Below are 18,444 nucleotides of genomic sequence, written 5' to 3'. Positions count from 1 at the left end.
TCCATCTGGCAGCCGGACTGCGCGCTACTGTGCGATGAAGTGCCTTAAAATGCGCGCGCGCTTGCAGGGGCTGCCTGCGTGTCAGGCAAAAACGCCCTGATCTCCCGCGCCGCGTCCGCCAACCCCATGCGCTGAACTTCCGCGCCGGGCGGAAACGCTGAAAGAAGGCGTGATGGCGTGCGCCGGTCCAGAAGCACAAACACACCTTTATCTGACTGGCTTCTGATCAGCCGTCCAAAGGCCTGCCGCAGGCGCAGGCGAGCAATCCTGTCATCATATCCTGTGGTGTCACCTCCCGAGAGGTGAATGCGGCGTTCTCTGTGCAGAATGTCCGGGCGAGGCCACGGCACACGTTCAAACACCACCAGACGCAAGGCATTGCCCGGTACGTCCACACCGTCGCGCATGGCATCCGTGCCGAGCAGGCACGCATGTTCCTCCGTGCGGAAAATATCCACCAGCGTGGCATTATCCATGGGGTCTACATGCTGGGCGTATAAGGGCAGCCCTTTTTCCTCCAGTGCCGGAGCGATGCGGCTGTGTACGCCGCGCAGCCTGGAGATGGCGGTAAACAGGCCCAGACCGCCACCGCCCGAGGCTTCAAACAAGGTGCGATAGGCCGCGGCCAGATCCGCAATGCTGGCGTGGTCCACATCCGTGACAATAAAAGTGCGTGTCTGCCGCGCATAATCAAACGGGCTGGTCAAGCTGGCGCGCAGCGCCGGGGAGGGGAAGTGATTGGCCCCGGTGCGAGCTTCGGCTGCTTCCCACGCGCGTTCCGCATCCTCGGATTCTGCCTCGTTCTGGCTCTGGGCGGAGTCCGTAGCGGTTTCTGACTGATCCCGCAGCGTGGCGGATGTAATGAGCATGCCCTGTGCAGGCATGGCCATGACGGCGGCAAAGGGAATGGTAGGGTCCAGCCAGTGGCGGTGAAGCCCGACATCATGCTCCCCCGGGCGCTGCTGCTGCCGTCTGTCCAGACGGATGAAGTGGATATGGGAAGGCGTAACGTCCGGTGGCGGGGGCTGTTCAAGCGTATCGAGCATGGAAATCCATGCATCCAGCCGGCTGATGGCGCGCCGACGCAAGCCCCGCACCATGGCTTCGATACGGCCACGTGTGACGCTGTCCAGTGTGTCCGCATCATCCTGAAGGCGTGCCTGCAACCGTTCAGCAAGGGTGCGAAGGGGTTCAGCAATGCGGCTGAGCGCCCGGGCCAGCGCTTGTCCGGCTGCGGCCATATCCGGGATCAACGGGTGCAGGTCACATTCCAGCGCCCCATACTGGTGTGTCTGCCGACGATCCTCACTTCGTGCCAGCACCTGTTGGCGGAGCAGGCGCAGGAAGCTCTCGGTCGGGTTTTCCAGAACCGGTTCCTGCAGGATGGGGGTGGGTGGAAACAATCCGGACGGGTCTTCAGGGGCGGGTGGTTCCGGCGGGGGCGCGTCGGCTGTATCTGTGCCCGCGAGTCTGGCGGACCAGCCGGGCGCGGGCAGGGCATGGGCGGCCATAAGGGCGGCATCAAGTGGCGCTTCCAGACGCGGGAAGCCGACAACAAGATCATCCAGCCGCCGCTTCAGGCCGCGAGCACGGGAGCGCCTGCCTTCGGCCCCCAGCAGCCAGCGGCGGAGTTCTGCGGCTTCCAGCCCGGACAGTTCGGCTGAAAAGGCACCGTCGGCGGCGTCCGCCAGATGGTGGCCTTCATCGAATACGTAGCGGGAGGGCGTGCCGTCTTCTTCCGTTTCCTCGGTATCGTCCCCCATGGCGGCCTGTGCATAGGCCGCCTGCGCCATGACGAGGGCGTGGTTGGCAATGACGAGATCTGCCTCCCGCGCGCGGCGGATAGTGTGTTCTACAAAGCACCGCTGGTAGTGCGGGCAGGCGCCGTGAATGCACTCCCCGCGGCGGTCCGCCACGCCGAAGATCGTCCCCTGACCGTAGAGGTCTCCAAACCAGCCGGGCAGGTCTCCCCCCAGCAGATCTCCGTCCGCTGTGGCGCGGGTCCAGCGCGCCAGCATGGCCAGTGCAATGGTCACGCCAGCCGGGCGGGAGCTTGCGCTGTTGACGGCTTCTTCCATGTTCAGCAGGCAGAGATAGTTCTCGCGCCCTTTGCGTAGAACAACATGATGCCTGCGTGTGGCGGCATCGGGGAACAGGCGGTGGGTTTCCTGTTCAATCTGGCGTTGTAGATGGCGCGTGTAGGTGCTGATCCAGACACTGCCGCCATTGCGCTGTGCCCAGACGCTGGCCGGAGCGATATACCCAAGGGTCTTCCCGGTTCCTGTTCCGGCTTCCGCCAGCACGATGGCCGGGTTGCCCCGATGGATGCGCGGTTCAAACGCGGCGGTGGATACACTTGCGAAATCGGCCTGTCCGGCCCGGCTTTCCGAGCCTTCACCTAACAAGGAACGCAGGCGGGCGCGGGCTTCGGCTGGCGTGATGGGGTGTGAGGCTGGCGGGGGGCGGGGGGCGATATCCTCCCATTTGGGCAGGACCCGCCACACGCGCAGGGCATCCGCAGGCTGTAGCGCTTCTTCCGGCAGGGCGCCCTTGCTGTCCAGCTTTTCCGGCAGTCCCAGCGTTTCGGCCACGGTGCCAGCCCAGGGCCAGCCAGCCTGTGCCAGCCGGACGGTAAGAGCTGCCAGCATCTCTCCATGGGGGCCGGATTTCTGGCGGGCCAGTTCGGCCAGCATGGTCTCGACCAGTAAGGGGAGAAGATCCGCCTCGGCCTGACCAATCCGCCCGTCCTCAATGTCAAGCGCCAGAGCCAGACCACGTGGTGTGGGGGCGGCCGTGCGCGCTGGATAAACGAAGGTGAAAAGTTCCAGAAGGTCCAGCCAGGGGGAGGGTTGCCCTGGAGGGGGTATCTCCAGCTTCCGTGCGAAAGACGGCGCATGAACGACCAGCGGGCAGGGCATGCTGCTCAGCCGGGCGCGGAGTTCTGGCGCGGAGAGCGTCAGAAACTCGCCGTCTTCTGTCAGAAGGGAGAAGCCACGATGATGCGCCGTAATGGCGGGCGCGTCGTGCGCAGAGGGGAAGGAGGCCTGCATGGAGGGTCCACCTTACGCAATCTGGCGTGTGTGGCTAGGGGGTGTAAAAAGGCGACTCCTGCCTGCAGGGGAAGTCTGTCGCCTTTTCAGCGGTGACTCAGGGCTGGTCTGTCAGGCTGTCTGCAACAATCTCAAGCAGCTTTTTGTGCATGATGCCGTTGCCAGCCACGATCATGACATCATCAGGCATGGTATCCAGATCCAGACCGGCCGGGTCAGTCACCTGTCCGCCTGCTTCACGCACGATCAGGATGCCCGCTGCGCAATCCCACGGCTTGATGCCGAATTCCCAGTAGCCTTCATACCGGCCAGCCGCGACCCATGCGAGATCGAGTGCGGCGGCACCAAAGCGACGGATTCCCGCAACGCGCGGCATGAGGTTCCCCATGACGCGGGCAAACGGGAGGCGCTGGCGGGCAGGCACCTTTGCAAACGGAATGCCGGTTGCAAAAACGGATTCCTGCATGTCCCGCCGCGCGGAAACACGGATGCGGCGCTCATTGAGAAACGCGCCCGTGCCTTTTTCCGCCCAGAACATCTCGTTGGCGGCAGGGTTGTAGACCAGCCCGGCAGCCAGTTCGATCCGGCCATCCGGCATGCGGCGCTGAAGACCGATGGAAATGGCCCAGTGCGGAATGCCGTGCAGGAAGTTGGTCGTGCCGTCCAGCGGGTCCACAATCCAGCGCCATGTCCAGTTTTCACCACCGGACTCGCCAGATTCCTCCATCAGGAAGGCATAGCCTGGGCGGGCTCGCTCCAGTTCCTCGCGCAGAGTCTGCTCTGCACGAAGGTCTGCCTGAGAAACAAAGTCACCCGGTCCCTTGATGCTGACCTGAAGCTGCTCGACTTCATTGAAATCGCGCAGAAGACGCTTGGCTGCCTTCTGGGCAGCGGATTGCATCACCGTCATGACGGGAGAAAGACGCATGGCCACGATGTTTTGTCCTGTCTGGAGTAATGCGAAAGATCAGTCTTTGGCGCGTTCGACGTAAGAGGCGTCTTCAGTCCGGACAACAATGCGCTCGCCGGCTTCAATGAAGGGCGGCACCATGGTTTTCACACCATTGGAGAGCACTGCGGGCTTGTAGGAAGAGCTTGCCGTCTGGCCTTTGACCACCGGATCAGCCTCAATAATTTCCAGCGTGACGTGCGGCGGCAGTTCAACCCCGACCGGATCACCTTCCACAAGGTGAACGTTGATGGTCATGTTGTCCTGCAGGAACGGTGCCTGGTCACCCAGCAGATCAACAGGGATCATGCTCTGTTCGAACGTTTCAGGGTCCATCAGCACCAGAGACGCACCATCGGTGTAGGAATACAGATATTCCCTGTCCTCGGTCATCAGGCGCTCGACACTGTCGGCTGTACGCCAGCGTTCGTTGGTTTTGTTGCCGGTCTTGAGGTCGCGCATTTCCACCTGGATGAACGCGCCGCCCTTGCCGGGGGTGATGATCTGCTGTTTGAGCACCGTCCAGCGACGGCCATCATGCTCGATGACCTGTCCGGCCCGGATCAGGTTCGCCTGCTGTTTCATAACTCGTCCCTGAATGGATGGGGTTAAAGACCGGGCTTCTACAACTCCGGGCCGGTTAGAGCAACCCGCGAGGAGCGGAAACAGGAAAGACAAAAGGCTTTTTCACCCGCTGGACAGCCAGCACGACCGTGTTTATAAGGCACTCATTCTGGTGCAGGAAGGGTGGCCGAGTGGTTGAAGGCTCCAGTCTTGAAAACTGGCGTGCGGGTAACCGTACCGTGGGTTCGAATCCCACCCCTTCCGCCATCAGATAAAGAAAATCCCTGAAATTCTCAGTATTCTCCGGAAAGTGGCTTTCCCTGCCTCGTGGTCTTCCGTGGCATAATTCCGTAGAATTCTTTAAAGCCTTTCAAGGAAGGCTCATCACCTGTCTGGTGAGATGGGCATGATGCTTGTTCTGCTGGAGGTGGTCCTGACATGAAACGCATTGCGGTGATCGGGGCCGGGGCCTGGGGTACGGCACTGGCTCTCCATGCGGCCAGAACCGGGGCGGCTGTTCATCTCTGGGCGCGGACTCCTGCCGCGCGCCTTGCCAGCGGGGCCATGCCGCGGCTGAGCGCCTATCCTCTTCCTGAGACTATAACCGTGACGGATGCGCTGACTGTGCAGGCGGATATGACGCTTGTGGCCGTGCCCATGCAGCATCTGCCCGGCATACTGGCACAGCTGGACACACAGTCCCCGATTATTTTGTGCTGCAAAGGCGTTGAGCCGGAAAACCTGCATTTTCCGCTTGATAGTCTTGAGCGCGTAAAGCCCGGCCATGCCGGAGCCGTGCTCTCCGGCCCCAATTTTGCACATGAAATTGCTGAGGGTCTGCCTGCTGCGGCTGTGCTTGCCGCCAGAGAAGGCGGGCTTGCACGCGCTCTGGCGGATGGTCTCGGAACGCCCGCTTTCCGGTTGTATGACAGCACCGATACCATCGGCGTGCAGCTTGGCGGGGCGGCCAAAAATGTTATCGCCATTGCGGCAGGTGTGACGATCGGGGCGGGGCTTGGCGAGAATGCACGCGCCGCCCTTGTAACGCGTGGGCTGGCAGAAATCAGCCGTCTGGCGCAGGTGCTGGGGGGCAATGCCGCCACCATTTCCGGCCTGTCCGGTATGGGAGACCTGCTCCTGACATGTACGGGCACGTCATCCCGCAATTTTCGCGTGGGCCATGCGCTGGGGCAAGGGCTCTCCCCACAGGAGGCCGAGCGTATAGCGGGCGGTGTTGCGGAAGGGGTTGTAACAGCGCAGGCGCTTGCCAGACTGGCCTGCCGCCATCAGGTGAGTGTGCCCGTGATGGATGCCGTGGCGGCTATCGTGACAGGCCGTGTGCCTTTGCAGGATCTGGTTGAGCAGCTTCTTGCGCGGCCTGCGGGGCCTGAAATGAAAAGAATTGATTGATCAGGCAAAAGAGCGGAGTGCCTGAACTCCAGACCAGCATCATGGCAGGCCCGGCGGCGGGGGGACATGCCCCGCCGCTGGACCACCAAAATGCTTAGTTCTTGGATTTTGCGGGAGTCTTGCCGTGCCCGTGGTCGGGGATGGCTGTAGCGATGAACCCTTCTGAGACGAAGACAAGACCATTGAGGATCTCGTCAAGCGCTGCGACGGCTTCCGGCGCGTGCTTGCCTTCCGCGAAGACTGTTGCGCGGTTCAGCGCGCCCTGTGTCTGGGCCAGCGGGGCGAGGGCGACAATGAAATCAGCGTCTTCACCGACAACTTCCATGGTCTGGGCGGCCTGATCGGGCTGTCCGGTTTTAAGCTGGCCGTTTGCTGTGGCAATGGCGGCCTTCTTTTCCGGAGCCAGAGTTTCAGAGGCAATAAATTCACCACCCACAGGAATCCACGTGGTCGGCGTGGTTACGGGCGTATGGGAGGGAGAGGCCGGATGCTGCGGGGCGGGCTGAAGCTGGCTTTCCGCCGCATCAAATTTCTTCCCGGCCTTGTCGGCGGCTGTCAGGCGTTTTTTGGCATCGTACAGGGCAGGAATGGCTGCATCGGTCTTGCCGGAGGCAAGCGTTTCACGCGCTTTGGCGATATCTGCCATGGCGCGTTCGCCATCGGCGGACAGCTGGCGGAAGGCGTGGCCTGCCTTGAACTTTTCCCACTTGGTGTGAACGGAATCGGCGTGAGCGACAACCGGTGCTGCGGTCAGAAAGGCCAGAACGGCCAGAGAAGTTTTCATGCGCATTGTAAATGTCCGTTTGTTCATTATGAAGGAGTGTCAGTAAAACCCTCCCTATTCTATCTTTATGGGCCACTCTGATGCTGTGGGCAACTCTCAAGTGCAGGCATCCAGACCATGTGAGGGTGTGCAGATGCGCGTTCTACACTGGAAAGTCTGATGTATTTATTTTGTAAAGTGCGAAGAGTAATGTTTGTGTCAGAATAACGCGGCGGTCTTTATTGAAGGAAAAAGGGGGTGCCATGCTGAAAAGGGACCAGTGTCTTGTGCTCTTGTGCCGTGGCACTCAGCCTGCTTGCCGGTGCATCGGGAGGCGGGTCGGCTTTGGCGGCGCCGGAGCCTGATCAGCTTCGGGTGCTTGCGGGGTTTCATATCGCGGTTTTTTCCGATCAGGTTCCGGGTGCGCGAGAAATCGCCCTTGGCGCGCAGGGCACGGTTTTTGTCGGCACGATGGGGCAGGGCGTGGTGTACGCCGTTTCCACAGATAAGGCCGGACGGGCCACAAAAGTGCGCACACTTGCTCGGGGGCTGGATATGCCGGTGGGTGTGGCGTTCCATCAGGGGGCTCTCTATGTCTCCGAGCCGCGCCGGATTGTGGTGTTACGTGATATTGAGCACCATCTGGACGCGCCCCCGGCGCCCCAGACCGTTGCGGACTCCCTCCCGTATCGGGGCGGCGATCATTCATGGAAATTCATTGCGTTCGGCCCGGATGGCAGGCTGTATGTGCCTATTGGCGCACCGTGCAATATCTGTGACGTTGGGCATGATTTTGGCCGCTTGCTGAGTATGCGGTCTGACGGAACAGACCGGCAGGATGTGGCGTTTGGCATACGCAACACGGTCGGGTTCACATGGCAGCCGGGCACCGGGGCATTATGGTTTACGGATAACGGGCGCGATAATCTGGGAGATACTCTTCCCTCTGATGAACTGAACAGGGTGAGCCACCCCGGGGAGTCGTTTGGCTATCCGTACTGTCATCAGGGCACTCTGCCCGATCCTGAGTTCGGAATGCAGCGGTCATGCCGTGAGTTTACACCACCTGCTTTATTGCTGGGGGCGCATGTCGCGGCGCTGGGGTTACGTTTTTATGGTGGCTCCCAGTTTCCCAAAGCCCTGCAGGGAGCTTTGATGATTGCAGAGCATGGCTCATGGAACAGCAGCGCTCTGGTTGGGTATCAGGTTGTGGCGGTGCGTTTTGGAGCGGATGGAAAACCGCAGACTCCGGAGGTGCTGGTCAGCGGATTCCGGCAGGGGCAGAGGGTATGGGGGCGACCGGTGGATGTGCAGCCCATGGCGGATGGCAGTGTGCTGATCAGTGATGATCTTTCGGGCGCGCTTTATCGTCTGACTTACGGAAAAGCGCGCTGATTTAAGGCCGGGCAGACGTCCGGACCTGGTTGCGCGTGGCCGGTGCCGGCCCGGCGTCATGGGCAGAGGGAGGGGCAATGTCCGTTCGGGCTTTACCTTGCCGCGTGCCGAAAAGGCGATCCCCAGCGCCTCCCTGCCAAGGCGAATGCAGCCGTGCTCATTCAGCCCCCGGTCAATCGCGCAGGTCATGCCATGGTTCCTGAATTTGCAGGCTGCCCCTGACTGGTGGCAGAAGAACATGGCAAGGTCCGGCGCGGGTTGGTCTGAACCGGGCTGGTCTGTCTGACCTGTATCTGTTTGAAGAGGAAGTAGCGCCAGATGGCCGTAAACTACGCGACTGTCACGTGGGATCAGTTACACAGGGATGCCCGCATTCTTGCTGAGGCTCTTGTGCCCAGAATGCCGTTCAAAGGTGTGGTGGCCGTCACACGCGGCGGGATGATCCCGGCGGCCATTATCGCACGCGAACTGAACTGCCGTCTGGTCGAGACGATTTCCGTTGTCACGTATGATGAGGAAGAACGCGGCAAGCCCACCATTATCAAAGCCCCCGATGCGGCCGGTGATGGCGAGGGCTTTCTGGTGGTGGATGATCTGGTTGATTCCGGCGTGACCGCCCGCGTCGTGCGGGAGAGGCTGCCCAAAGCCTATTTTGCCTGCCTGTATGCCAAACCCGCAGGGAAGGCACTGACCAATCATTTTGTTGTGGAAGTGCCGCAGGATACTTGGGTTTTGTTCCCGTGGGATACCGCTCCGCTGTTCGTTCCCCCGCTTGCCAGCCGAAAAATGGAGGGGGCTGACTGATTTTTTACCATAGTGGGCTTGCCAGCCTTATGAATGCCGCCTAGGTTCCGCTGCATTCGGGGCGTGGCGCAGCCTGGTAGCGCGCGTGTTTTGGGTACACGAGGCCCCCGGTTCGAGTCCGGGCGCCCCGACCATATATTATCTGGAGGCATAGGCATGCCGGCACGGATTTACAGGCAGCCCAAAGCTGCGGGGCAGTCAGGATTGGCTGGCACGCGTGAGTGGGTGTTTGAATACGGTCAGACTGCTCCTAAACATCAGGATGCGCTGATGGGCTGGACAGGAAGCCAGGATACCAAGTCTCAAATTCGCCTGCGCTTCGCGTCCTGCGAAGAGGCTGCGGCCTATGCGCAGCGCGAGAATCTTGACTATACGGTTGAGATCCCGGCAGAGCGCCGGCAAGTCCCCAAAGTCTATGCTGATAATTTCTGGTTTGACCGGGTCGAAAACTGGACCCATTGATTTCCGCGATGTTTCAGATTATCGGGGTGCACAGTGCGCGCCCTTAGCTCAGTTGGATAGAGCAACAGCCTTCTAAGCTGTGGGTCGCTGGTTCGAATCCAGCAGGGCGCACCATCTTCACCAAGATGTGCCGTCAGGCTATGCCTGCGGCGTGGTGCTACCTGAAAATAACACAATTTCTCCCAGAAAAAATTATAGTAAGCACGTCTTTGCGATGGTGTTTCGTTCCTTCGGCTTGCCGAGTCATGGGCCGAAGGGTAGGGCTGAAAGGCGGGAGCGCACGCGAGACAGTTGCGGGGCTATCCGTTATTTAAGTGCGTCAATATGTTGATCTGTCAGGAGTTGAGAGTTTGAAATCATTCTGCGTCGTGGGGGCTGGCTTTAGCGGGGCAATTATTGCCCGGCATCTGGCTGAGCGCGGTCACAAGGTGACAGTTGTTGATGAGCGCCCTCATATGGGTGGCAACTGTCATACAGAACGGGATGCAGAAACCGGCGTGATGGTCCATAAATATGGCCCGCACATTTTCCATACGGCGGACCAGAGAGCCTGGGACTATGTTCAGCGTTTTGGAAAGTTTCGGCCCTATGTGAATCGGGTGAAAGCAATTTCCAGCGACCGCGTCTATACGCTGCCTGTGAACCTCCTGACCATTAACCAGTTCTTTGGCACCACCATGGGGCCGAAAGAGGCGCGGGCGTTTATTGAAAGCAAGGCGGACCGCTCCATTAAAGAGGCGCGCTCTTTTGAAGAGCAGGCGCTGAGCATGATTGGCCCTGAACTCTATCGGGCGTTTTTCTACGGCTATACGCGTAAACAGTGGGGGCTTGAGCCCACGGAACTGCCCGCGTCTATTCTGAAGCGGCTGCCTTTACGATTTAATTATGATGATAACTATTTCAATCATCCGTATCAGGGTATGCCGGAAGATGGCTATACAGCCATTATAGAGAATATTCTGGCTGTAGACGGGATTGATATCCGTCTGGGTTGCTCTTTTGAGAGCCTGGAAGAACCTTATGATCATGTGTTCTATACCGGACCGATAGATCGCTACTTCCAGTTCCGTCTTGGCCGCCTTGGGTACAGGACGCTTGATTTTGAGCGGTTTGTTGATGAAGGCGACCATCAGGGGACTGCTGTCATCAATTATTGTGATGAAGCTGTGCCTTTTACCCGCATTTCCGAGCATAAGCACTTTGCGCCATGGGAGCAGGAAAAGTTCTCTAAAACCGTCTGTTTCCGTGAATATAGCCGCCTCGCGGGTGAGACGGATATCCCGTACTATCCGATCCGTCTGGTTAATGAAAAGAAAATGCTTGATAGCTATATCGAGCTCGCAAAAGCTGAAAAAAAGGTGTCATTCCTTGGTCGTCTGGGCACCTATCGCTATCTGGACATGGATGTCACCATTACAGAAGCACTCGCCGCATGTGATCAGATTGATATAGTGCTTCAGGAAGATGACACTATTCTGCCATCTTTCTTTGTAGATCCGGCATAAAAAATAAATCACCTTTTTTGTTCTTTGTGAATGAGATTTGTATTATAAAGCGTGGGAGCGTAAGCTTAAAAAGAAACATTTAGGGTTTTTCTGTGTCGGGTATAGATGTCTCTATTATCTTGAATGTTCATCATGAACAGGATCTTCTGTACCCGACCCTGCGTTCTCTGTTAGAGACTGTTGAACATGCTCACCTGTACAATATCCGGTCTGAACTGGTTATTGTGGTGGATCATGCCGATGAAAAAACACTCACTCTCCTGAGACAATACGATTATTCAGGCTTTGATGCCGTCAAACTCGAAACAACCCAGGTGCACTCTCTGGGGCTCGCGCGGAATTGCGGGGTTCAAGCAGCGAGTGGTGAGTATATCATCACAGCCGATGCTGATGATCTTGTTTCCAGAAATTTCATTTATGAGTTTCATAAAAACTTTCAACAGACTGAAAAGGACAAGCTGATTTTATTCCCGGAATACTATCACGCATTTGGGAATGAAAATTATGTTTGCCGTTTCTATCCGCTGGCTCAGGTTGGTATTTACCGGATGGCTGGAGAGCATCCTTATGTTTCGCGGTTTATGGCGCGGCGGGAGGATATCCTTGAAATACTCTATCGGGATTGTGCATCTCATCCAATTTATGCCTATGAAGATTATGATATCAATCTGCGTTTGGTCAGTGCGGGATTTGAGTTTGAAATTGCTGCCGATACAATTGTTTTCTATCGGCAAAGGCGGGGAAGTATCATGGCCGCTCTACAAGGAGATCAGAAGCGTATAGCGTATAATTCTGATTTTTTCAGTGGAGAGGGTTTTTTAAGGATACTGGAGCAGAAGCGCTCTGAGGCAGTTATTGCCCAAAAACATATCGATTTCAAAAAACATTATATGGATTCTCTCTATATACAGGAGCTTGTTCATCGGGCGAACCTCATTGACCCGGAGATACATCCTTATGTGCTTCATGACGCCCGGTTTTTCACCAATATTGGGATTCCTGAGACCTTTGGCCGTGCGTATGCAAAAATTTGTGAAATTCTGAAAGGCCAGAGTTATACGGATGTTTTCTTTCTGCCGTTTCTTTCCAAAGGGGGCGGTGAGAAATATATTCTGAATTTCATAAGGGAAGTGATCAAAGAGGAGAAACGTTCCTGTCTGATTCTTCTGGGAGAAGAGCTTTGTCTTTCCAAGGAACGCTGCCAGGTTCCTGAGGGTGTGACGGTTCTTGATCTGTATGAGCTTCTTGGTGAGACAGATAGAGAGAAAATACCGGAAATATCTGTCAGGATTATTGAGAATTTTGCCAATCAGGCGAGAATTTTTCTTAAATTTTGTCCGTTCTGTGTTTCTGTTATGAAGGCCTATGCTGATTTCTTTTTGTCCTATCAGCTGGTTTGTTTTTATTTTTGTCCTCCTTGTTATGTTCTGAATAATGTTCTGTATGAAGATGGAAGTGAGTACAATTTCCTTTCCGAGTATAGAAATCACATAGATTACGTTATTTCGGACAATCATGCGGCTTTAGCTCAGCTTGAATATCGCATTCCGACCTATAGGGAGGCTTCTGAAACGCTTTATACCTACACGCAGCCTGCTGAACGTCCCGTTGTTCAGCAGGAAGGGGAGCGTCGTCTGATATGGGCTTCGCGTCTTGATGCCCAAAAGCGGCCTGACCTGCTGCGTAAAATTGCTCTTGAATTACATGATCAGGGGATCGAGACGCCAATTTATGTCTACGGGAGCTCTGTTCTTGATCGGTTTGATCCGGAATACTTCAGGGATTGCCCGAATATCGTTTACAAGGGCGACTTTAGAGGTTTGGAAAGCCTTCCGTTTACAAGTGGGGATGCATTTTTATATACCTCTCTCTTTGATGGTCTTCCTAATGTTCTTCTTGAAGCCGCTGAAATGAAGATCCCGATCATTACGGTTGATGTGGGTGGTATTTCAGAATTGATACAGGAAAATTCCGGTTTTCTGGTGCAGAACAGCATGGATGATAACGTGCTTGTTGCGAGGTATCTTGAGCAGATCAAGGCATTTCTGGCCGCACCACAGTTTGAAATTGAGAGTAAAGTTCAGTGTTTGTATGAGCATTTTGAACAACAGCATGCGCAGTCAACATATGCCAGAAGGGTTGCCGCATTTTATGAGCTTCTGGAAAAACGTCTTAAATAAGGGGGCGCTTTGAAATGGCAGATACCTATAAAAATGTCAGAAAGGCCATTCGTGCAGAAATCAGGGAAAATTCTGCTCTGGTTGCATGCGTTCAGCATTTTAAAGAAAATAATGCGGTTTTCTTCCCAGGTTATGGAAACCTTGGTGATGGTTTGATTGCGCTCGGTACGCTCGATTTTTTCAAGGAGATGGAGTGGGCTCCCTCCTGTATCTATGGTCATCATAAAGAGGCGTTTCTGGGCCACAGCCATGTTGTGCTGGGTGGGGGAGGGGGCTGGGTCAAAGGACTCTGGTTCCATTATTCAGAGCAGGCTGTGGCCTTTCTTCAAGGTGGCGGGCAGTTGCTCATTCTCCCGACAAGTTTCGCGGGGCTGGGTGCCGAACTTGTTCCTTATGCCGAGCAGGTGACAATTTTCTGCCGTGAGCGGCAGAGTTATGAGGAACTGCTCAGGCTGGGTATGCCTGAGAGCCGGATTTTCCTCTGTCCGGATATGGCCTTTTATACCAAGGAAGAGCATTTTTCTGGTTTGGAGGAAGAAGGCCAATATCCGGTTCTGCAAATTCTGCGTCGTGATGAAGAGGGGATACGGAAAAATCATCCTCGTGATTCTGTTGATCTGCCACTTCTGTTTAACGATGTTCAGTGGGCGGAAGAAGCGCAGTGTCTGGGGCCTCTCCGTGCTGTGGCCGGGCTGATCAACCAGTTTGAGTGTGTTGAAACAGATCGCCTCCACATGGCTGTTCTTGCGGCGTTGATAGGGCGTACCGTTCGGCTTGAGCCGTCAAGCTACTTTAAAATCAAAGCTATTTTTGATTATACATTGCATCGTTTCCCAAAGGTTTCGTTTCATGATCGCTTGCCAGAGGCCGGGAGCGCAGGGCATGGCGAAGCATCTGAAGTGCAACAGCTTCAGGAAACGATCAAAAAACTTAATCTGGAGCGTCAAGAGGAATGGGAGCGTCTTACGGCGGTTTTGCAGCAGAATGATTCCCTTCTGGCCGATAAGGATAATCTGCAGGATCAGGTGCAAAACCTTTCAGAGCAGGAAGCAAGCGAAAGAAGGCAGAAGGAGGAGTTTGCCGAACATGTCCGTTCTCTGGAACATGAGATGGCAGACTTGAAAAATGAAGCCCTGCATTTGCAGCGTGGTGAGGTGGGGCTGAAGAATGACATTCTGAACCTGAAGCATGAGGCCGTGCGTCTGGAGGACGAAAAACTTCGTCTGAAGCAGGCCATGGTGCAGATGGAGAATGAGCAGTTTCGTCTGAAGCACGAGATGACAGACTTGAGGCTTGCTGTGGCAGACCTTGAAAAAATACGTTCGTCACGTCTGCATCGTTTGGGGGAATGGTATTACGGGATATTCCGCGTGCCGGTATTTGGATTTTTTCTCCGGATATTGCGGAGAGTTTTCGTCCGGTAAAATGTCTTGATCTCTCTGTTTCTGTAAGGAGAGATCAGGAAGAAGACGGGTTTGAGGCTCGTCTGGTATGAGTGGTGAAGCCAGACGAGAAACACCCGGGCAGTTTGATGAAAATAAATTCTCTGATGGCCGGACTCACAGGCTGAGGTGAATGCGGCCATCAAGGGGCGGTGTTATTTGCGCAGCCGTGCTGCAAGCTTGCCAACGCCAATATTGCGCAGGCCGATACGGAGCGTGCGGATCGTGCCTGGCTGATTTACCGTGTCATAGTATTTATGAACAAGCTGAACCAGTCGCCCTTCGGGGTGACAGGGGAGTTTTTCAGGTGGACTGGGGACATAGGTGGTTGTGTGTGTATTGTTGCCCGAGACGAAGGTCGGGTTATGGTATTGTGTATTCGGGCCATTGGCATTCAGGAATTTTATGATTTCACCATAAGAGTCTGCAAGCAGGGCCTTATGCTTATCGATAATGTAATTGTAGTTGATGTTAAACATCCGGAACTTGTCACGGAAAATGGAATCTTCCCGGATGCGGTATTTAAACAGCGGGTGCGGAATCATCACGCCGCGCACACCATTGAGAACCATGGAGATGGTTGATTCCCAGTCATCCAGAAACATGCCGAGATCCGGGTCATGCTGGCCGTAGGTGAGATAGGCCTCGCGCCGGACAACCAGCCCCTGGCAGTTGGTGGTGTTCATGATCACCTGCAAGGGAACTTCAGGATTGAAAGTCGGCCATAGCCGGATACGACCGTTCTGGTTGAAATCTTCGTTCCAGCAGCCAACAAACCCGACATTATTGTAACGTTCGAGAATATTGACGGCTGTTTCATAATAGTTGGAGCAGATAATATCGTCAGCATCCAGCAGGGCGATGTAATCTGTTTTGGCATGTTTCACGCCAACGTTTCTGGTGTCCGCCACGCCGGAATTTTTCTTGTAGAGAACTTCCAGATGCGTGTAGCGGGCTTCCAGCGTTTTCAGGATAATGCGGGACTCACTGTCGGTAGAGCCGTCATCCACAACAATAATGTTGATGTCGGGCAAGCTGCTGAATTTGATGCTTTCAATGGCTTCAATCAGCAATCCGCCAAGGTTGTAATGGGGAATGACGACTGTCAGGGCGGAGCCGGTTTTGCTGGCCGGGTGCGTAAGCTCTTTTCCGGTCACAAAGGGGAAGGAAGAGCTGGCTACAGTGTGTTTCGACGCAGCAAGCACCTGCTCTTTCTGTGCCATGACAGTGTTATAGGAACAGGTTTCCTTGATGGTTTTGATTGCGTTGTTGGCAATATAGCGGCTTTCAATGCCGTCCAGACTGTCGATTTTCAGGATAACGTCCTGAATGGCGGTTGGGGAGTGCGGGTCAAACAGGAAGCCGTTTTCTCCGTCCTTGATAAACTCTGCCTGACCACCATTGGAGGACGCGGCGATAATGCCACCTTCAGCCATGTGTTCGATAACGGTGTACGGGTAATTCTCGAACAGAGACGGATGGAAGAGCGCCTTGAGATGTTTCTTGATAAGGAGAATTTCGGAATGTTCTTTAAGGCCTGCAAATTTCAGGAGGCCTTTTTCAATCCATTTCCGGTATTTATTGCTCAGTGTTTCCTGAAAGGATTTGTTGTTTCTGAAATATGTCGTGTCAGAGCCGTAGATGTAGAGGGATGAAAGGCCGCCATTGCTCCAGTAGAGGTTAAAACCCGCCAGAGCATGCTCGATGCCTTTCCAGTAGCAGAGTCTGGAGGCAATGGCGTAATCCGGAATGTCATGGAGGTGGGCTGTGCGGGCGCGGGCGTTCTCCAGAGGCCGGTTGAGTTTGGCTTTCTCGTAAGGATTCGGGATGACGTCAATCTGAATCTCTTTTTCGAGAAACTCTGTGAGTAGCTTTTTCTTGAGGAAGTGGCTGGGAGAGATAACTTTATCGGCCGCCTGAAAGCAGAACTGCTCCATGCATTTTGTGAAATATGTGGGAAGTTCATAGATATTTTTCTTATCCCATTCGTCAATCATCGTGACAGGCGTATGGGCGGTCACGAGTACCTTCAGATCTTTGAACGGGGCTTCGAGGCACATTTTCCTTTGAAGCGTGAAGTATCCCAGGCCAAAGCCGTCACACACTTCCAGCCAGTCGGGCTTGAAACCATCCGTGATGATTTTTTTGACCTGATTGGAGAACTCGTAGCTTATGGCGGCCCAGTGGCCCATATACTTAAAGGACTCACCGGTGGACGGGTTGAAACGGATAACTTTTACGCAGTCAAAATAAGTGCAGACTTCATCATGTACACTGAAATCAGCCGTCAGGATCACTGTCGGCTCTTTTTTTTCTATTTTTGCGTTAATATATTCCTGAACATAAGTGCATAGTCCACCTCCCGTAACGTCAGGAGGGCATTCAAAGGTGAGCATTAATGTTTTCATGGTTCTCATGTTCAGTCTGTGGAGCGTTAAGATCTGTTGAAATTAGCAAGATATTGGCCGCGCTGTAACATTTTTTTTTGACATCAGGGAGTTGTATAAATTCTATCTCAATAAAAAATTGGATTTTATAAGCACAAATAAATATTGATCTTTTTTCTGGTGAGGTATTCTGGAATTCGTTTTGGATGAGAAGTGTAGAGGCGTGGTTCTTGTATAATATCTGACTTGTGATGGTAGAATATGCCCGGTGGGCGGCTTCGGGGCTTAATTTTGGGCCTTGACGTGTCAGGCTTCCCGCAGCATTGCTCCGAACATGCGAATAGCCGCCATTCTTCTGGCTGCCGGAACAGGCAGCCGTTACGCCGCGACCAGCGGGTCTGCAATCCCGAAGCAATATGTGATGCTGGCGGGCCTGCCGGTTATCCGTCATGCAGCGGAGGCCCTTCTGCCGCATGTAAGCTGCCTTCAGCCTGTGGGAGACCCCGAGGCGCTGGCGCAGGCACTGGACGGTGTTGCCGTGTTGCCGCCTGTGGCCGGGGGCGCAACCCGCCAGGCCAGTGTGCGGGCCGGGCTTGAAGCTCTGGATGCCTTGCCCGAGAGCGAGCGCCCGGATCTGGTTCTGGTGCATGATGGCGCGCGGCCTTACGTGACGGCAAAGCTGGTTCAGGGCGTTGTTTCTGCCCTGGCGGAGCATCCGGGGGCCATTCCCGCCGTGCCGGTGGCTGACACGCTGAAGCGTGGGCAGGAAGGCGTGATTGCCGGGACAGTCTCGCGTGAGCACCTGTTCCGTGCCCAGACACCGCAGGGCTTCCGTTTTGATCTGTTTCTGGACCTGCACCGCAGGGCGGCCTCAGTGACCGCAACAGATGATGCGACACTGCTGGAAGAGGCCGGGTTGAGCGTTGCTCTGGTGCCTGGGGATGACGATAATATCAAGCTGACTTATGAGGATGACCTCGTGCGCCTTGAACGACTGATCGGCCCGACCCTCCTGCCGCGTGTGGGGCTGGGGTATGATGTGCATGCCTTTGAAGAAGGTCGCCCCCTGATTCTGTGCGGGATTACTGTGCCGCATACAAAGGGTCTTGCCGGGCATTCCGACGCGGATGTGGGGATTCACGCCCTGTGTGACGCGATTTACGGCGCTCTTGCGGAAGGGGATATCGGCACGCATTTTCCGCCCAGCAAAAACGAATGGAAAGATGCGGACAGCGCTCGCTTTCTGGTGCATGCGGGCCAGCGTATTCGTGAGCGGGGCGGCATGTTGATCAATGCGGATGTCACGCTGATCTGTGAACGCCCGAAAATTGGTCCGCACGCTCTTGCCATGCGCCAGCGTATGGCGGACCTGCTGGAGGTGGATGTGGGCCGGATTTCGGTCAAGGCCACCACGTCTGAACGTCTGGGCTTTACAGGACGTGAAGAAGGGATTGCCTGCACGGCGGCTGTCTCGGTTCTGCTTCCCTGATCTGTTTTGGGGCGGCGGTCTGTCGCTTCACAGTGTGCACAAGG

13 protein-coding genes and 3 tRNA genes are annotated in these 18,444 nt (G+C 55.4%); 11 read left to right on the top strand and 5 right to left on the bottom strand.

Annotated features, from left to right (window positions below; all coding sequences use genetic code 11):
• Nucleotides 1-44 precede the first annotated feature (44 nt).
• The 3 genes from GOB82_RS05760 to efp all read right to left on the bottom strand — a co-directional run bounded on the left by GOB82_RS05760 (nt 45) and on the right by efp (nt 4,584).
• On the bottom strand, nt 45-3,050 hold the full coding sequence (locus GOB82_RS05760) for an ATP-dependent DNA helicase (protein ID WP_166120860.1): 3,006 nt from the start codon (nt 3,048-3,050) through the stop codon (nt 45-47).
• 97 nt (nt 3,051-3,147) lie between these two features.
• Entirely contained in the window at nt 3,148-3,978 is an 831-nt protein-coding gene (locus GOB82_RS05755) for an inositol monophosphatase family protein (RefSeq protein WP_166121106.1), read from the bottom strand.
• A gap of 39 nt (nt 3,979-4,017) precedes the next feature.
• Nucleotides 4,018-4,584 (bottom strand): elongation factor P, encoded by a 567-nt coding sequence (gene efp / locus GOB82_RS05750; RefSeq protein WP_166120857.1) that lies wholly within the window; start codon nt 4,582-4,584, stop codon nt 4,018-4,020.
• 156 nt (nt 4,585-4,740) lie between these two features.
• Between efp and GOB82_RS05745 the strand changes: the two genes are divergently transcribed.
• Both GOB82_RS05745 and GOB82_RS05740 read left to right on the top strand, forming a co-directional pair.
• Nucleotides 4,741-4,830: transfer RNA gene (locus tag GOB82_RS05745), tRNA-Ser, on the top strand.
• 171 nt (nt 4,831-5,001) lie between these two features.
• Entirely contained in the window at nt 5,002-5,973 is a 972-nt protein-coding gene (locus GOB82_RS05740; protein ID WP_166120854.1) for an NAD(P)H-dependent glycerol-3-phosphate dehydrogenase, read from the top strand.
• A gap of 94 nt (nt 5,974-6,067) precedes the next feature.
• Here the strand turns inward: GOB82_RS05740 and GOB82_RS05735 are convergent, their stop codons facing one another.
• Nucleotides 6,068-6,763, bottom strand: coding sequence for a YfdX family protein (locus GOB82_RS05735; protein WP_166120851.1), 696 nt, complete (start codon nt 6,761-6,763; stop codon nt 6,068-6,070).
• A gap of 258 nt (nt 6,764-7,021) precedes the next feature.
• Between GOB82_RS05735 and GOB82_RS05730 the strand changes: the two genes are divergently transcribed.
• The 8 genes from GOB82_RS05730 (at nt 7,022) to GOB82_RS05695 (ending at nt 14,506) form a co-directional block, all read left to right on the top strand.
• Nucleotides 7,022-8,131, top strand: a complete 1,110-nt coding sequence (locus GOB82_RS05730; protein ID WP_166120848.1) for a PQQ-dependent sugar dehydrogenase — start codon at nt 7,022-7,024, stop codon at nt 8,129-8,131.
• 318 nt (nt 8,132-8,449) lie between these two features.
• Nucleotides 8,450-8,935 carry a xanthine phosphoribosyltransferase gene (gene gpt / locus GOB82_RS05725; protein WP_166120845.1) on the top strand — a complete coding sequence of 162 codons (486 nt, stop codon included), beginning with the start codon at nt 8,450-8,452 and terminating at the stop codon, nt 8,933-8,935.
• A gap of 57 nt (nt 8,936-8,992) precedes the next feature.
• Nucleotides 8,993-9,069: transfer RNA gene (locus GOB82_RS05720), tRNA-Pro, on the top strand.
• A gap of 22 nt (nt 9,070-9,091) precedes the next feature.
• Complete coding sequence (locus tag GOB82_RS05715; RefSeq protein ID WP_166120842.1) at nt 9,092-9,397, top strand: ETC complex I subunit; 306 nt, start codon at nt 9,092-9,094, stop codon at nt 9,395-9,397.
• A gap of 37 nt (nt 9,398-9,434) precedes the next feature.
• Nucleotides 9,435-9,511, top strand: a tRNA-Arg gene (locus GOB82_RS05710).
• Nucleotides 9,512-9,747: 236 nt separating this feature from the next.
• A complete protein-coding gene (gene glf, locus GOB82_RS05705) occupies nt 9,748-10,902 on the top strand; it encodes a UDP-galactopyranose mutase (RefSeq protein WP_166120839.1) in 1,155 nt (384 codons plus the stop codon).
• A 92-nt stretch (nt 10,903-10,994) separates the two neighbouring features.
• Nucleotides 10,995-13,082: a glycosyltransferase gene (locus tag GOB82_RS13595; protein WP_166120836.1), complete on the top strand. Its 2,088-nt coding sequence runs from the start codon at nt 10,995-10,997 to the stop codon at nt 13,080-13,082.
• 14 nt (nt 13,083-13,096) lie between these two features.
• Nucleotides 13,097-14,506 (top strand): polysaccharide pyruvyl transferase family protein, encoded by a 1,410-nt coding sequence (locus tag GOB82_RS05695; protein ID WP_166120833.1) that lies wholly within the window; start codon nt 13,097-13,099, stop codon nt 14,504-14,506.
• Nucleotides 14,507-14,679: 173 nt separating this feature from the next.
• On the opposite strand, the gene GOB82_RS05690 is transcribed toward GOB82_RS05695, so the two are convergent.
• Nucleotides 14,680-16,821 (bottom strand): glycosyltransferase, encoded by a 2,142-nt coding sequence (locus GOB82_RS05690; protein WP_166120830.1) that lies wholly within the window; start codon nt 16,819-16,821, stop codon nt 14,680-14,682.
• Nucleotides 16,822-17,245: 424 nt separating this feature from the next.
• On the opposite strand from GOB82_RS05690, the gene ispF reads away from it, so the two are divergent.
• On the top strand, nt 17,246-18,400 hold the full coding sequence (gene ispF, locus GOB82_RS05685; protein ID WP_166120827.1) for a 2-C-methyl-D-erythritol 2,4-cyclodiphosphate synthase: 1,155 nt from the start codon (nt 17,246-17,248) through the stop codon (nt 18,398-18,400).
• Nucleotides 18,401-18,444 lie beyond the last annotated feature (44 nt).

Origin of the sequence: Acetobacter farinalis, from assembly GCF_011516935.1 — a bacterium.
In the GTDB taxonomy this organism is placed as follows: Bacteria; Pseudomonadota; Alphaproteobacteria; order Acetobacterales; family Acetobacteraceae; genus Acetobacter; species Acetobacter farinalis.
This window is presented reverse-complemented; position numbering and strand designations above follow the sequence as displayed.

What these genes read in the sequence shown, in the direction of transcription:
- GOB82_RS05760 (WP_166120860.1), bottom strand. Translation starts at nt 3,050, where the DNA reads ATGCAGGCCTCCTTCCCCTCTGCGCACGACGCGCCCGCCATTACGGCG.
- GOB82_RS05755 (WP_166121106.1), bottom strand. Translation starts at nt 3,978, where the DNA reads ATGCGTCTTTCTCCCGTCATGACGGTGATGCAATCCGCTGCCCAGAAG.
- efp (WP_166120857.1), bottom strand. Translation starts at nt 4,584, where the DNA reads ATGAAACAGCAGGCGAACCTGATCCGGGCCGGACAGGTCATCGAGCAT.
- GOB82_RS05740 (WP_166120854.1), top strand. Translation starts at nt 5,002, where the DNA reads ATGAAACGCATTGCGGTGATCGGGGCCGGGGCCTGGGGTACGGCACTG.
- GOB82_RS05735 (WP_166120851.1), bottom strand. Translation starts at nt 6,763, where the DNA reads ATGCGCATGAAAACTTCTCTGGCCGTTCTGGCCTTTCTGACCGCAGCA.
- gpt (WP_166120845.1), top strand. Translation starts at nt 8,450, where the DNA reads ATGGCCGTAAACTACGCGACTGTCACGTGGGATCAGTTACACAGGGAT.
- GOB82_RS05715 (WP_166120842.1), top strand. Translation starts at nt 9,092, where the DNA reads ATGCCGGCACGGATTTACAGGCAGCCCAAAGCTGCGGGGCAGTCAGGA.
- GOB82_RS05695 (WP_166120833.1), top strand. Translation starts at nt 13,097, where the DNA reads ATGGCAGATACCTATAAAAATGTCAGAAAGGCCATTCGTGCAGAAATC.
- ispF (WP_166120827.1), top strand. Translation starts at nt 17,246, where the DNA reads ATGCGAATAGCCGCCATTCTTCTGGCTGCCGGAACAGGCAGCCGTTAC.